Source organism: Microbispora hainanensis (genome assembly GCF_006874475.1).
GTDB lineage: Bacteria > Actinomycetota > Actinomycetes > Streptosporangiales > Streptosporangiaceae > Microbispora > Microbispora hainanensis.
Map to the genome: position 1 here is coordinate 26,514 of NZ_VIRM01000069.1, position 14,371 is coordinate 40,884.

17 protein-coding genes are annotated in these 14,371 nt (G+C 71.2%); 6 read left to right on the forward strand and 11 right to left on the reverse strand.

Annotation, left to right across the window (positions count from 1 at the left end; genetic code table 11):
• Window positions 1-8: 8 nt before the first annotated feature.
• The 4 genes from mreB to FLX08_RS36150 form a co-directional block, all read right to left on the reverse strand.
• Window positions 9-1,043 carry a rod shape-determining protein gene (gene mreB, locus FLX08_RS36135; RefSeq protein ID WP_167530710.1) on the reverse strand — a complete coding sequence of 345 codons (1,035 nt, stop codon included), beginning with the start codon at window positions 1,041-1,043 and terminating at the stop codon, window positions 9-11.
• 97 nt (window positions 1,044-1,140) lie between these two features.
• Window positions 1,141-2,127: a serine hydrolase gene (locus tag FLX08_RS36140; RefSeq protein ID WP_208761883.1), complete on the reverse strand. Its 987-nt coding sequence runs from the start codon at window positions 2,125-2,127 to the stop codon at window positions 1,141-1,143.
• 73 nt (window positions 2,128-2,200) lie between these two features.
• Entirely contained in the window at window positions 2,201-2,905 is a 705-nt protein-coding gene (locus tag FLX08_RS36145; protein WP_142624760.1) for a response regulator, read from the reverse strand.
• The gene (locus FLX08_RS36150; protein WP_244313138.1) at window positions 2,902-4,242 is read right to left on the reverse strand and encodes a sensor histidine kinase; all 1,341 of its coding nucleotides are present in this window, start codon (window positions 4,240-4,242) and stop codon (window positions 2,902-2,904) included. Before FLX08_RS36150 ends, FLX08_RS36145 begins: the two co-directional genes overlap by 4 nt.
• Window positions 4,243-4,472: 230 nt before the next feature.
• On the opposite strand from FLX08_RS36150, the gene FLX08_RS36155 reads away from it, so the two are divergent.
• The gene (locus FLX08_RS36155; RefSeq protein ID WP_244313139.1) at window positions 4,473-5,792 is read left to right on the forward strand and encodes an alpha/beta hydrolase family protein; all 1,320 of its coding nucleotides are present in this window, start codon (window positions 4,473-4,475) and stop codon (window positions 5,790-5,792) included.
• Window positions 5,793-5,841: 49 nt separating this feature from the next.
• Here FLX08_RS36155 and speB read toward each other — a convergent pair whose 3' ends face one another.
• The 7 genes from speB to FLX08_RS36185 all read right to left on the reverse strand — a co-directional run bounded on the left by speB (window position 5,842) and on the right by FLX08_RS36185 (window position 12,327).
• Window positions 5,842-6,855, reverse strand: coding sequence for an agmatinase (gene speB, locus FLX08_RS36160; protein ID WP_142624762.1), 1,014 nt, complete (start codon window positions 6,853-6,855; stop codon window positions 5,842-5,844).
• 57 nt (window positions 6,856-6,912) lie between these two features.
• Window positions 6,913-8,496: a PH domain-containing protein gene (locus tag FLX08_RS36165; protein WP_208761884.1), complete on the reverse strand. Its 1,584-nt coding sequence runs from the start codon at window positions 8,494-8,496 to the stop codon at window positions 6,913-6,915.
• Window positions 8,493-8,960 carry a PH domain-containing protein gene (locus FLX08_RS36170; RefSeq protein WP_244313140.1) on the reverse strand — a complete coding sequence of 156 codons (468 nt, stop codon included), beginning with the start codon at window positions 8,958-8,960 and terminating at the stop codon, window positions 8,493-8,495. Before FLX08_RS36170 ends, FLX08_RS36165 begins: the two co-directional genes overlap by 4 nt.
• 123 nt (window positions 8,961-9,083) lie before the next feature.
• The gene (locus FLX08_RS36175; RefSeq protein WP_244313141.1) at window positions 9,084-9,923 is read right to left on the reverse strand and encodes an LLM class flavin-dependent oxidoreductase; all 840 of its coding nucleotides are present in this window, start codon (window positions 9,921-9,923) and stop codon (window positions 9,084-9,086) included.
• A 155-nt stretch (window positions 9,924-10,078) separates the two neighbouring features.
• On the reverse strand, window positions 10,079-10,210 hold the full coding sequence (locus FLX08_RS43145; RefSeq protein ID WP_280117153.1) for a hypothetical protein: 132 nt from the start codon (window positions 10,208-10,210) through the stop codon (window positions 10,079-10,081).
• A 128-nt stretch (window positions 10,211-10,338) separates the two neighbouring features.
• Window positions 10,339-11,778 carry an MFS transporter gene (locus tag FLX08_RS36180; protein WP_208761885.1) on the reverse strand — a complete coding sequence of 480 codons (1,440 nt, stop codon included), beginning with the start codon at window positions 11,776-11,778 and terminating at the stop codon, window positions 10,339-10,341.
• Between the two features lie 105 nt (window positions 11,779-11,883).
• A complete protein-coding gene (locus tag FLX08_RS36185) occupies window positions 11,884-12,327 on the reverse strand; it encodes an ATP-binding protein (RefSeq protein ID WP_142624765.1) in 444 nt (147 codons plus the stop codon).
• Window positions 12,328-12,478: 151 nt separating this feature from the next.
• On the opposite strand from FLX08_RS36185, the gene FLX08_RS36190 reads away from it, so the two are divergent.
• The 5 genes from FLX08_RS36190 to FLX08_RS36205 all read left to right on the forward strand — a co-directional run.
• Window positions 12,479-13,330: a helix-turn-helix domain-containing protein gene (locus FLX08_RS36190; protein ID WP_142624766.1), complete on the forward strand. Its 852-nt coding sequence runs from the start codon at window positions 12,479-12,481 to the stop codon at window positions 13,328-13,330.
• Window positions 13,327-13,548: a DUF397 domain-containing protein gene (locus tag FLX08_RS36195; RefSeq protein ID WP_030510575.1), complete on the forward strand. Its 222-nt coding sequence runs from the start codon at window positions 13,327-13,329 to the stop codon at window positions 13,546-13,548. The genes FLX08_RS36190 and FLX08_RS36195 overlap by 4 nt, the downstream gene beginning before the upstream one ends.
• Before the next feature lie 133 nt (window positions 13,549-13,681).
• Window positions 13,682-13,840, forward strand: a complete 159-nt coding sequence (locus FLX08_RS41000; RefSeq protein WP_167530711.1) for a hypothetical protein — start codon at window positions 13,682-13,684, stop codon at window positions 13,838-13,840.
• Window positions 13,841-13,852: 12 nt separating this feature from the next.
• Window positions 13,853-14,080, forward strand: a complete 228-nt coding sequence (locus tag FLX08_RS36200; protein WP_142624767.1) for a DUF6158 family protein — start codon at window positions 13,853-13,855, stop codon at window positions 14,078-14,080.
• Window positions 14,073-14,371, forward strand: a 299-nt coding sequence (locus FLX08_RS36205; protein WP_142624768.1) for a hypothetical protein, incomplete at its 3' end; no start/stop codon positions are given. The genes FLX08_RS36200 and FLX08_RS36205, both read left to right, overlap by 8 nt.

Consider the following 14,371-nt stretch of genomic DNA (forward strand, 5'->3'; position numbering starts at 1 on the left):
GGAGGACCTCATCGACGCGTTTCGGGGAGGAACACGTCCTGCATCTCGTCGAAGCGCTCGACGCACCGGCCCGCGCCCAGCACCACCGACTGGAGCGGCTGGTCGACGAGGTTGATCGGCATGCCGACGGCCTTTTCGAGCCGTTCGCCCAGCCCGTCGAGCAGCGCGCCGCCGCCGGTCAGCACGATGCCGTTGTCGATCAGGTCGCCCGCCAGCTCGGCCGGGCACTGGTCCAGCGTGCTCTGCACGGCGTCGACGATCGTCTGCACCTGGTCTTCGATCGCCTCCCTGACCTGCGCCCGGTTGATCGTCGCGGTCTTCGGCAGGCCGGTCACCAGGTCGCGGCCGCGGATCGGCATCGGCGTGGTCTCGTCGCCGCCCGGCCGAGCGCTGCCCAGCTTGATCTTGACGTGCTCGGCCGTACGCTCGCCGAGCATCAGGGAGTGTTCCTTCTTGACGTAGTTGACGATCGCCTCGTCGAGCTCGTCGCCGCCGACCCGCACGGACTTCGAGACGACCACGCCGCCGAGGGAGACGATCGCGACCTCCGTCGTGCCGCCGCCGATGTCCACGACCATGTTGCCGGTCGTGTCCCCCACGTTGAGCCCGGCGCCGATCGCCGCGGCCATCGGCTCCTCGATGATGTGGACGCGGCGGGCGCCCGCCTCGTACGCCGCCTCCCTGACCGCCCGCTGCTCGACGCTCGTGGTGCCGCTCGGCACGGCGACGACGATCCGGGGCTTGGCCAGATAGCGGTTCTTGTGCGCCACCTGGATGAAGTGCCGCAGCATGCGCTCGGCCGCGTCGAGGTCGGCGATCACGCCGTCCTTGAGCGGGCGCAGCGTGGCGATGTGGGGCGGGGTCCGCCCGATCATCTCCTTCGCCGCCGTCCCGACCGCCACGATCCTGTCCGTGTGCAGGTTGACCGCCACCACCGACGGCTCGTCGAGGACGACGCCCTTCTTGCGCACGTACACGAGCGTGTTGGCCGTGCCGAGATCGACCGCCATGTCCCGGCCGAGCAATCCCCACGGGAAACCCATCGCCGACCAGCTTTCAGAAAGGAGGGAGAGCACGCGTGATCGCTGCCCGGCGGCCCTGCCTCTAAACAGAACGGTCCCTCCCGTATGAACCGGACGGCTAGGCGACGCTGAGATAGAGGTCTCTCGCCAGCTTCGTCACCCGCTGGGCCGACTGCGTGAAGGACGCCCCCGAGGGCTGCAGGGTGAGCACCACCATGATCAGCCGGTCGCCGATCACGCCAGTAGTGTGGAGCACCGGACGGCCGAAATCAACCGGGTTGCCGCTTATTGTGATCGCCCCGATACGGTACGACGTCGCCTTCGTGCGGGTGCACTTGACGGGAGGAACCGCGCCATATCCGGACCAGCCCTGCTTGATCGCCCAGGGCCGGGGGACGGCGCGGGGGATGCCGAAGAACTGGTCGAAGCCGTCGCGGGCGCACTGCGACGCCTTGCGCAGGTTGCCGAGGACGAAGTCGCGGACGCGGGGCTCGGCCCGCCGCAGGAGATACCGGTAGACGAGCGCGATGTCGGCCGCGCTGATGGCCGTGTAGCCCCAGAAGCCGGGTTTCGCGGCGGGCGGCGGGGCGGTTTCGGTCAGGCCGATCCTGCGCGCCATCCGCCGCACGATCTCGCCCTGGCCGCCGCGCCGCCACAGGGCCGTCGCCGCGTCGTCGTCGCTGCCGCGGAGCATGGGCGTCAGCAGCGCCATGTCCCGGGCCGGGATCGTCCCCCTGTGCCGTTCCAGATAGTCGGTGGCGATGAGGATCTTCACCACCGACGCCGACCGGAACCGGTGGTGCGCCTGCCGTTGGGCGACCGTCTTGCCCGTGGTCACGTCGACCACGGCGTACCCCGCCGTCACCCCGGCCGGCACCCGCACCGGCTTCGCGGGGGATCGGACGGGACGGCCGGCCGACGCGTCCCTGGTCGCAGGCCCGCTCGCTCCCGCCTCCGCTGGGGCGCCTGAGGATCGCGTGTCCGGGGTGGCCCGCGACGCCGCCCGCGCGGAGCCTGTGACGTCGCCGCCGGCCGCGCAGCCGGTCAGGAGCGCCGGGAGCACGGCGGCCACGGTCAGGACGGCGGCGGTTCTCGATCGCGTCATCCGACCATGCCTACCAGATCGGCTCCCGGCCATGGAGGGAAATGTCCGGTGCCCGGGGTTCCTCCCCGGCCGACTACCACCGCCCGGGCATACTCCCCGGCGACCGGTCGGGGGGCGAGCCTGGAGTGATCAAACCGGTCTCGTAGGCGAGCACGACCGCCTGCACCCTGTCCCTGAGGCCGAGCTTGGACAGGATGCGCGCGACATGAGTCTTCACCGTCGTCGGGCTGAGGCTCAGCAGGCCGGCGAGCTCGGCGTTGCTCAGCCCTGTGGCGAGCAGGCGCAACACATCCAGCTCCCGGCGTGTCAGCTCCGACAGATCCCGGTGTACGGCTGCTCTGGCCTCGTCGCGGCGGGCGAACCGCTCGACCAGCCGACGGGTGATCGTCGGCGCGAGCAGGGCGTCCCCCGCGCGCACCAGACGGACCGCGGCCACCAGATGCTCGGGGGTGACGTCTTTGAGCAGGAAGCCACTGGCTCCCGCGGTGAGTGCGGCGTAGACGTAGTGATCGAGGTCGTAGGTGGTCAGAATGAGGACGCGGGTGTCGCCCATGCCTTCCGCCATGATCTGCCGGGTGGCTTCGAGACCGTCCATCTGCGGCATCCGAACGTCCATGAGCACGACGTCGGGCCGAGTACGCCGGACGGCGGCGACGGCCTCCGATCCGTTGGCCGCCTCGGCCGTCACCTCGATGCCGTCGGCGGCGAGGATCATCCCGAATCCGCTGCGTACCAGCGCTTGATCGTCGGCGATGACCACGCGCGTGGGCCCGTTCACGTGGTGGCCCACAGGATCCGCGCCTTGATCTGGTATCCGCCGTCACCCCGCGCCCCGGCCTGCAGGGTGCCGCCGTAGAGGGCGAGCCGCTCCCGCATCCCGATCAGGCCCCGGCCCCGGCCGTCTCCGGCGCCGGTCGTCCGCCTGCCGCCGGTGTCGGTGATCTCGATCTCCAGCCAGTCGCCGTGGTAATCGATGGTGACGGACGCCGCCGCGCCGGCCGCATGTTTGATCGTGTTGGTCAGGGCCTCCTGGATGACGCGATAGACGGTCAGCTCCACCCCGGGCGGCAGCGGGCGAGGCGGCGGGGAGATCTCGACGCTGACCGGCACTCCGGCTGCGCGAACCCGTTCGATCAAGGAGTCGAGCTGGTCGAGTCCCGGTTGTGGTTCGAGCCCGTCGGCGCTGCCGTCCGCCCGCTCGCTCTCCGGCCCGGCGAGCAGGCCCATGACGTGGCGTAGTTCGGCCATGGCGGCTCGGCCGCCGGCTTCGACCGCCAGCATGGCCTGCTTCGACCGAGCCGGAGCCGTGTCCATCACCGCGCGTGCCGCTCCGGCCTGGATCACCATCACGTTCACGTTGTGGGTGACGACATCGTGCAGTTCGCCGGCGATCCGGGAGCGCTCTTCCTTGACGGCCTTGCGCATGGCCTCCTCCTGTGCGCGCTGTAGTTCCGTTAACCGACGCCGGCCGGCATCGAGTCGCCGCCGCCAGGATCGGACGAAACCGGCGGCGACTCCGGCGCTCATCAGCACCACGAACGGCCCCAGCCAGCTTGGCAACGCCGGGACGGAGTCCTGGAAGGCGGCGCCTGCCAGCACGGCGGCGAGGACGAGACCCCCCATGGCCGGCGCACGGTGCGGGCTGTGGGCCACGGCCCCGTACCCGGCGATGGCGAACGTCAGCACGGTGATCCACGTCGCGTCGTCGCGGGTGGCCAACGCCGCGGCCAGCACCGCCCAGAAGGTGATCAGTGGGTAGAGCCGTCGCACCGCCAGCGGCAGAGCCGTCAGAACCACCAGGAGCGGAAGCGGGCCGGAATCCTCCTGGCCGTCGTCGGGGGCGATGACAGGCCGTCCCCAGCGGTCAGGCGGGACATCGCCGCCTCGCGGCGGTGGAGAGGGCCGCAGTCGCAGGGGCTCCGACAGGGAGTGCGGCTGCCCGTCGACACGATGATCGCCGTCTGTGGCGCCCGCCGTCGCGGCCACGGCCGCAATGGTCAAGGCGATCGCGAGCAGCAGGTCGGCGAGGAGCGACCGGCGCGAAAGCGGGGTGGTTTTCCGCACGGGGCGCAGCACGTCCAGCGTGAACTGCCACCATCCACGTCGTTCGCTCACCGTCTTATTGTCCTGATCGCGCGGCACGTCCCGCGTCAGCCCCAGCGACCGGATCCGACCTCCGCCGGAAGTACATCGCAAGGATGACACCGCCAGAACTCCTCCCCGAGAAGGCGCCGATATCGGCATGGCAGCCGACGCGGACGGATCTCGCCGGCCCCTAGCGTCGTTGCCGCCACCGGCCGCCCGCGCGGGCCCCGTCGAGGCGGCCCCATCAGGAAGGACAGTTCATGGATCACATGTTGGAGAGGGAAAGCCCATCCAGCCGCGCCGTGGGGAACGGCGCAGGCGTCGGTGGCGCCACACCGTCGCCGCCCTCCCGGATCCGCCGAGGCGCCACCGTCGTCGCGGCGCTGATCTCCTGCACCGCCGCCGTCTCCTGCGCCTCCGCGTACGGTTCGGCCGGGTCCGGCGCCCCCTCGCGCGAACCCTCGCCCGGCTCCACCGCATCTGTCGCCGCCGATCCGTCGTCCACCCGGATCAGCACGCCTCGTCTCCCCGAACCGACCGGACCCCAGCCGGTCGGCACCACGTCCCTGTACGTCAAGGACACCTCACGCGTCGATCCCTGGGTCCCGGGCGCGAAGGCGAGGGAACTCATGGTCTCCCTGTGGTATCCGACGAGATCCCGCAGCGGGAAGCGGGCCCCGTACATGACGGCGAAGGAGTCGGAGCTCATCCTGAAAGGCGAAGAGATCCCCGGCGTGCCGTACGACGCGTTGAGCAGAACACGGACCAACGCCTTCGTGGATGCCGAACCGGCCGGCCGCGAACGCGGCCTGCCCCTGGTGGTGCTCTCCCCGGGCTTCACCGAGCCCCGCAGCTCGCTCACCGCCCTGGCCGAGGAACTGGCGAGCAGAGGCTATGTGGTGGCCGGCATCGACCACACCTATGAGAGCCTGGCCACGACCTTCCCCGACGGCCGGGTCGCCACGTGCGTCGCGTGTGAGGCGGACAAGAGCCAGGAGTTCTGGAACAAGGTGGGCCGGAGCCGAGCGGCCGACGTCTCCTTCGTCATCGAGGAACTGACCGGCGCGAACCGCAAGTGGAAGGGCGCCTCGCTGATCGCCCCGTCCCGGATCGCGATGGCCGGGCAGTCGGCAGGAGGCGCGAGTGCCATCGCCGCCATGCTGAAGGACACCCGCATACGTGCCGGGATCGACATGGACGGCACCACATTCGCCCCGATCCCGGACACCGGACTGTCGCGGCCGTTCCTCTTCCTGGGCACGCAGGCCATGCACAGCCCGGCAGGCAAGGACACCACGTGGGATCGTGACTGGGCACATCTGACCGGATGGAAGCGCTGGCTCGTGGTGACCGGGGCAGAGCATGCCTCCTTCACCGACACCGCGCTGCTGGTGGAGCAACTCGGCATCCACCGCAATCCCGGCCTGTCCGGAGAGCGGACCGTGGAGATCACCCGCAGCTATGTCAGGGCTTTCTTCGACCTGCACCTGCGGCACAAGCCCCAGCCCCTGCTGGACAAGCCGTCGAAGCGCTACCCGGAGGTCGAACTGTGTGACGCCGGGCGGAAGACCTGCGCTTAGGCCGGGGCCGTACGGGGACCCGCCGCTGTCGCATCCCGGGCGGTGTGGATCAGCGGCCGTCGAGGAGGGGCTGCTTCGGATCCCAGCGGGTGCCGTCGGCGGCGTCCCTGCGCCGCCGGGCGATCGCCGACAGCGCCTCCAGCACGACCCGGTTGCCCAGGTAGGCCGTGATGTCCGCGTGGTCATACGGCGGGGCCACCTCGACGATCTCCAGGCCGACGACGGGCAGCTCGTAACAGGTCCTGCGTACGGCGTCGAGGAGCTGGCGGGCCGACAGGCCGCCCGGCTCGGGCGTTCCGGTGCCCGGCGCGTGGCCGGGGTCGCAGACGTCCACGTCGACCGACAGGTAGACGCCGTCGCAGTCGTCGACCGCGATCGCGTACGCCTCGGTGAGGCACTCGTCGAGGCCCCTGGCGACGATCTCGGTCATCTCGTACGACCGCATGCGCTGCCCGGCCATCCAGTCGAGGATCTCCGGCCCCGGCCAGTAGCCGCGCAGGCCGATCTGCAGGAAGCGGTCGCCCCGGATGGCCCCCGACTCGATGAGCCGCCGCATCGGCTGCCCGTGGCCGTGCAGGTGGCCGAACTCGATGTCGCCGGTGTCGGCGTGCGCGTCGAAGTGGAGCATGGAGATCCGGCCGAAGCCGTGGCGGCGGGCCACGCCGGTCGCGTCGGGCAGGGCGATCGTGTGGTCGCCGCCGAGGACGACGGGAATCGCCCCGGAGGCCGCGATCCTGGCGACCGCGTCCTCGATCGCGCGCAGGCTGCCCTCGATGTCCCCGGCGTAGGTCTCCACGTCTCCGGCGTCCAGCACCCGCAGGTCCTTGAGGGCGTCCACGCGCAGCGCCAGGCTCGGGCGGGAGCCGTCGTGGGGGAGATAGCAGGTCTGCCGGATGGCGTTCGGGCCGAAGCGCGCACCCGGGCGGTGGGAGGTGCCGCCGTCGAACGGCGCGCCCAGGATGACGACGTCGGCGTCCGCGTAGCCGGCCGGATCGTCGAGGTCGCATCGCTCGACGCCGAGGAACGTGATGTCGGGGCCGAACATCTGGCCGTAGCGGGACACGCCAACTCCTGAGATCAAACCGGCGATCAAACCGGCCTTATCGGACACCACATGCTATTAGCCGACAGAGCTGACGGGCCGCGCCTCGACGAGGAACGGGTCGAGCAGGCCCGGGGTGGCCGCGGTGGCCAGGCGCAGCGCCTCGACGAGCTCCACGTCGCGCACCTGGTAGCCCTGCTTGCCCGCCGCAGTGGTCGCCGTCAGCGTCGCCAGGCCGGCCCGGCGCTGGAAGAACGACCGCTCGATGTTCCAGCCGATGACGCCGTCGCACTCCAGCGCCGCCCGGCGACGGGAGAACGAGCCCCAGCGGGTGACCAGATATCCGGACGTCAGAGCGTGGCCGAGCGAGCGGTAGCGGTCGGCGGCGAGCAGGGCGGTCAGCGGCAGCAGGGCGGCGACCGTGAGCCACGTCCACGAGGGCAGCCCGGCCCACCACCACAGCGCGAGCAGCGCGGCCAGCACCAGCGCGTGCACGCCGTACGCGCGGGTGAACCTGCGGCGCAGCGCGGCGGGGCCGTGCGGGGTCAGGCGCGCGGTGACCGGTGAGGCTTCCGAGGCAGAAGGGGCTCCGGGAACACGGGGGAGCACGAGCCGGGCCACCGACACGGCCTCCGCGCGCGGCGCGGGCGGCAGCAGCAACGATCCGCCGCGCTGCGCGCCCTGCGCGGCCCGCAGCCCGGTCGTCACCGCGGACAGGCGGGCCCCGCGTACGGCGCGCAGCAGCAGCGGCTCGGTGACCTCGACCCCGCGCAGCCGCCGTTCCTCGATGGTGGTGGCCCTCCTGGTCAGCAGCCCGCGGGTCACGTGGAGGGTGCCCTCGGGGTGCCGGGTCAGCCGGAAGTGGCCGAAGGCCAGGACGTAGCCGAGCGTGGAGGCGACGCTGACGAACACCACCAGCACGAGCACCACCGTCGCGATCTCCAGCGGGAGCGACATCTCCCTGAACCACCGCCAGGTCTCCTGGACGGGCCCGACCCTGCCCAGGTCGACGTTGCCCTCCGAGACCAGGCGGGACACGAACCCGGCGACGACGCCCACGGTGACGAGCCCGGACATCGTGAACGGCCCGAACCTCACCCATTCGGGACGCATCCGCGCGAGTTCGGCCTCCGCGGCCGGCGCGCCGTAAGGGACGGCAGGCGCGGCAGAGGCGGCGGCAGGGGCCGCAGGGGCCGCGGAGGGAGAGCGGTGCAGCAGCTCCACGCGCAGGCGGGCGGCCTCGGCGGCGCTCAGCGCGTCGAGCTTGAGCCGGCCCTCGTTCCTGCGGTCCGACGTGCCGGTCCCCACCTCGACACGGGCCAGGCCGAGCACCCGGTGCAGCACGTGGGAGGTGACGTCGACCGTACGGACCCGGTCGCGGGGCACGGTCACCACCTTGCGGGTCACCAGGCCACGGCGGACCTGCACGTGCTCGGGCGTGACGCGGTAGGTCGTGGTGAACCAGCGGAGCATGCCGAGCACGACCATGAGGCCGACGCCCGCGAGGCTCCACAGGTGCCCCTTCCCGCCGCTGCTCGACCCCGCGATCAGCAGGCCGAGCAGCGCCGGGGCGGCCCGCACGACCTCCTGGACCGGATGGATCACCAGCATGCGCGGGCTCAGCCGCCGCCAGGTCAGGGTCGCTTCGACCACGTCGATCACGTGGCGTCACCCGCCGTCGCCTGCGCGGTGGCGGTGAGCTCGGCGACCAGGCGCTGCGCCGTGTCCCGGTCGAGGCCGCCGATCTTGATCGGGCCGGCGGCGGAGGCGGTGGTGACGGTGACGTCGGCCAGGCGGAAGAGCTGCTCCAGCGGGCCGCGCTCGCTGTCCACGGTCTGGATGCGGGAGATCGGGGCGATGCGCCACTCCTGCTTGAACCAGCCCGACTGGGTGAACACGGCCGCGGACGTGGCCTCCCAGCGGTGCACCCGATAGCGCCACTGCGGCATGACCGTGACGTGCGCCACCGCGACGACGGCGGTGACGACAAGAACGGCCACGTGGCCGGCCACCGGCAGACCGGTCCCGTCGCCGTCGGTCACGAGCCAGACGACCTGGGCCGCCAGGATGATCAGCCAGCCGATGGCAGCCCGTGCGGCCCAATACCAGACGGCGGTACGGCTCACGCGGTGCTGAGGAGATCGGAGTGTCGGGGTGTCCACGCCTCAACTCTGCCTGATCGCGCGCGTTCCGGCGTAGTGGGGCCGATCCCGGGTTGCACAGGACAAATGTCATGCCCCGGGGGCGGGTCAGAGGGCGGACAGCAGCTTGTGGACGTGCGAGAGCGGGTCGGCGCCGACCGGGCGGACGGCGACCGTGGACACGCCCGCCTCCCACATCGCCCTGACCAGCGTGGCCGCCTCCTCCGGCGAACCGGCCGCCATGACGACCTCCTCCGGCGCGACCTGGAGGAACCCGGCCTGCTCCTCGGCCGCCTTCCGCAGGGCCGCGCGCGCGTCGTCGCCGACGTAGAGGTGGACGAACGCCACCACTTCGTGATCTCCGGTCGCGCCGATCCCCTCGATCATCGACCGCAGCCGTTCCGGGGTGAAACCCTCGGGGAGGATGGTGCCCTGGGCGACCCGTCCCGACAGGGCCAGCGAGCGCGGGTTCACCACTCCGGCGAGCACCGGCGGCGGCTCGGCCGGCGGGTGGACGAGGCGGACGCCGTCCAGGCTCACCTCGCGTCCGTGCAGGCTGACGGTCTCGCCGCGCAGCAGCGCGCGTACGGACGTGATCGTCTCCTCAAGCAGCGACAGCGGTGACGCGGCGGCGGCGCCCACCTGGCGCATCCACGCCTGCACGCCGTGCCCGATCCCGGCGGCCAGCCGCCGCGGGTGGAGGCGGGCCAGGTTGGCCAGTTCCATCGCCAGCAGCATCGGATTGCGCAGGGGCGCCGGAGCGATGCCGATGCCCACGCGCAGGCGTGAGGTCGCGGCCAGCGCCGTGGCGGCAGAGGAGATCGCGCCCGTCCAGCCGAGGTCCTCCACCACCCACAGGTCGGAGACCGTCGTGCCGTCCAGCTCGGCGGCGAACGACGGGAGCGACTCCGGCGGGAGGTCGCGGTCGAAGACGACTCCAAGCCTCACGGGCGGCCCTCCAGGACAGGTGAGATCGACTCCAGGGGCTTCGAGTATCCAGGACGGAGGGAACCGGCGCATACCGGGACGCTCTACAGGGGACAGAGGAGGGCCGGGCCGCGGCGGGCCCGGCCCGGATCATGGTGGCACCGGCCGTACGGCCGTCACTCGCTCGCGCCCTCGGCGGGGCGGTTGGCCTTCTTCGCCTGCTTCGCCGAGCGGGCTTCCTTGATGGCCATCCTCTTCGCCTTGCCGGTGGACTTCGCGGGCTTCTTCTTCTGAGCGTCGTCAGCCATGATTCCCCCGAATGTACGAGGATGCGCCTTATGTGCGCATCTGAGGGGATTGATACCCAAGAGAGTGGTGAGACACCCGGCCGCTACGGCTCGCGCCCCGAAGACGCGAGCCGTACCGGCACGTCCGGTCAGACCATCTGGCGCTGCTCGGCGCTGAGCGGCGCCGCGATGTCCTCCAGCGAACGCCGGGCGGCCTCCACGCCCATGAACCACTGCACCAGCCCGGCCGCCATCATCAGGCCGGCGCCGATGACGTAGCCGACCACGACGTTGCCGACGACCCCGCTCTCCACCAGGCGGCCGAACAGCACGGGCCCGATGATGCCGCCGAGCCCGGTGCCCACGGCGTAGAACAGCGCGATCGCCAGGGCCCTGGTCTCCATGGGGAAGATCTCCGAGACGGTCAGATAGGCGCTGCTCGCCCCGGCCGAGGCGAAGAAGAACACCACCATCCAGCAGACCGTGAGGGTCATCGGGGTCAGCACGCGCGCGTCGAACAGCGCGGCGGTGCCCAGCAGGAGCAGGCCCGACAGCACGTAGGTGCCCGAGATCATCGTCCGGCGGCCGACCGTGTCGAAGAACCGGCCGAGCAGGACCGGGCCGAGGAAGTTCCCGATGGCGATCGGGACGAGATACCACGGCGTGCTGCCGTCCGGCACCTTGAAGAACTTCGACAGCACCAGCGCGTACGTGAAGAAGATCGAGTTGTAGAGGAACGCCTGGCCGACGAACAGCGACAGGCCGACGGTCGTGCGCTTGGGATAGCGGCGCAGCAGTGTGGCCGCCACCTCCGTCAGCGGCGTGTGGGTCCGCTGGTTGATCCTGATCTCCCCGTGCGCCGCTTCGAGCGCCTTGCCGTTCTCCTCGCGGACCTTCCTCTCGATGCCCCCCACGATCTCCTCGGCCTCGGCGCCGCGGCCGTGGATGAACAGCCAGCGCGGGCTCTCCGGCACCGTTCTGCGGACCAGCAGGATCGCCACACCGAGCACGGCGCCCAGGCCGAACAGCAGGCGCCAGCCGAGATCGGCGGGCAGCAGGCCGGTGTCGAGCGCCGGGATCGCGATGAGCGCGCCGAGCGCCGTGCCGAGCCAGAAGGAGCCGTTCACCACCAGGTCGACCGTGCCGCGCACACGGGCCGGGATGAGCTCGTCGATCGCCGAGTTGATCGCGGCGTACTCGCCCCCGATGCCGGCTCCGGTGAAGAACCGGCACAGGTAGAAGTACCAGGCGTCGTGCGAGAAGGCCGTGGCCACGGTGGCGGCGAGATAGACGGCGAGCGTCACCAGGAAGAGCTTCTTGCGCCCGAACCGGTCGGTCAGGTGGCCGAAGAAGAGAGCGCCGAGGCACGCTCCCGCGACGTACACACCGGCGGCGATCCCGACCTCGCTCTCGGTGAGCCCCAGCCCGCTGTCCGGGGCCGTGATTCGGGGGCCGATGACCCCGACGATGGTCACTTCGAGCCCGTCGAGGATCCAGACGGTGCCGAGTCCGATGAGCACGAGCCAGTGCCAGCGGGCCCATGGGAGCCGATCCAGTCGCGCGGGAATGTCGGTGCTTATTTGCGCCATATCGTCCCCTTCTCCGGAAGATATGGCGCCCGTCTACCCTGGATCCGGCCAGAAATTCGTTCTGCTTGTCACCGGTCCCGGACCCCGACCGGTGCGCACCGCCGGTCAGGCCGTCGTCGTGCTCTCGCTCTCCACGCCCCTGGGCGGCGGCACGGCGGCGTCGTGCCCGACCTCGAACCACACGGAGACCCCGGTGCGGCTGGCCGACACGCCCCACCGGCGGGTGAACAGGTCCACGAGGTGGACGCCGCGCCCCGGCGTGAGCTCGGGAGACGTCCAGCACCCGCAACCCTGGGTCGACAACGTGACGCGGGCCGCGGCGGGCGTGGCCAGGACCGACACGCCGTACCCCGGCGGGCGCCCGCACGAGGCGGCGTGCCGCAGCGACTCGGCGACCAGCTCGCCGATCAGTTGCACGGCGTCGTCGCGGCAGGGGTGGCCGTCACCGAGACGGTTCGCCACGAACCGCCGGGCGGCCCGCACCCGGGAGGGGTCTCCCGAGAAGGGGTGTGAGATCGCGATTCTCCCCGTGAGGTTGAGAATTGTCATCCCGTGATAACTCCCTGTGCACCCGCCTGCGGATGGCGATTCGAGGTCCGTGCAAGACTTCGTTCATCCTGCACTTTGCAAAACGGCAACGCAATATGGCGAATGCACGATTGCATAGTTTCCTTTTGCGGCGAAAGGGAGAGTTCGGTCCATGAGGGGAGTTGGCGGCCCTACTGTCCGGCTCCGTCGGCTTTCCGGCGAGCTGACGCGGCTGCGGCGCGAAGCGGGATTCGCCCGCGAGGAGGTCGCACGACGGCTCGGCATGGCGCCCTCCACCGTCTATCGGATCGAGACCGGCCACACCCGCCCGCACGCCCGGACCATCCGCGACCTGCTCGACCTCTACGGCGTCGAAGGCTCGGAACGCGACGCGCTGATCGCGCTGGCCAGGGACGCCGCCCGGCGCGGATGGTGGCGCGCCTACGACGACGTCCTGCCCGGGCCGTACGTCGGGCTGGAATCCGAGGCGTCGTCGGTGCGCAACTACGAGCCGCTGCTGGTCCCCGGGCTGCTCCAGACGGAGGACTACGCCCGCGCGGTCATCGGCGCCGCCCTCGTCAAGGACCCGGCGGAGATCGAGCGGCGGGCCGCGGCCCGGATGGAACGCCAGCGCCGCCTGACCGGGCCCGCCCCGCTGGAGCTGTGGGCCGTCCTCGACGAGGCGGCGCTGCGCCGCCCCGTGGGCGGGCCGGCCGTGATGGCCGAGCAACTGCGCAGGCTGCAGGAGATGGCCGTCCAGCCGAACGTCACCGTGCAGGTTCTGCCGTTCGACGCGGGCGCCTACCTCGGCATGGGCAACCCGACGGCGATCCTGGCCTTCCCCGACCCCGGCGACGCCGACGTCGTGCTGCTGGAGAACATGAGCGGCGAGCTCTACCTGGAGGACACGGCGGAGATCCGCGGCTACGTCCAGGTCTTCGATCATCTTCGTGCCGCCGCGCTCGGCCCGGAGAAGTCCATGGAAATGATCAACTCGGTCGAGAAGGAGATGGCAGGACGATGAGGGGACTCGTACCGGCGGACGACCTGGCCTGCGCGGTCTGGCGCAAGGCGGCGCGCTCGAACACCGTCGGCAACCAGTGCGTGGAGGTCGCGCGCCTGCGCGACGGCGTCGCCGTGCGCGACTCGAAGGATCCCCAGGGACCCCGGCTGATGTTCACCCCCGGGGAGTGGGAGGCGTTCATCGAGGGGGTCAAGGGCGGGGAGTTCGACCTGTCCTGAACACTCCCGTCCCCGTAGGGCCCGTCTCCGTCGTCCGATGGAGCGGGCCGTACGGCTTTCCGGGGGATGCCCGGGGGAGATGCGGTGGGACTCGGGCTGAATGGCGGGCGCTCCACCGGGCAGGGACCTGGGCATGCGAAGAGAAGACGACCGCGACATTGATACCGTCCGCGACGACGCGGACGAGCCGGACTTCGCCGAGGAGTGGACTCCGTCCGCCACGGACCCGCCGAACGCGGAACCGGACGACAAGAACCCCGACGAACGCTGGGACAAGCCGACAGAGGTGTGAGGGAGGACCGCCATGACCATGGGAGTCGACCCGCGGGACCTGGGCGACGAGGACCTGATCCGCGAGTTGCGCCACCTGCACGAGACCCGGTCGGACACGCTCTTCCACGGGTCGGACGACGCGCTGGAGCGCCACACCTCGCGGACGCAGGAGCTGGAACGCGAATACCTCGAACGCTACCCGGACCGGCAGGTCGATCCGGAGCGGCTCCGTGAGGGGGCGAGGCAGCGCAGTGCCTGACGAACAGAGCGCGGTGCCGGACGCGGTACCGGACACGGTGCGGGACACGGTGCCCGACGCAGTGCGGGACACGGGGCCTGACGCGGTGCGGGACACGGGGCCTGACGAGGACAGCCTGGAGGACGTCCAGGAGATGACGACGGCGGACATGACGGTCTACGAGGCCGTCGCCGCTCTGAACATGGAAAAACGGCCCGCCACCGTCGCCGCGGTCGCCGCGATGACCGGGTTTCCCGAAGACGACGTACGGCGGTGCCTCGGCACGCTGACCGACGGCGGCAGGCTGGTGCC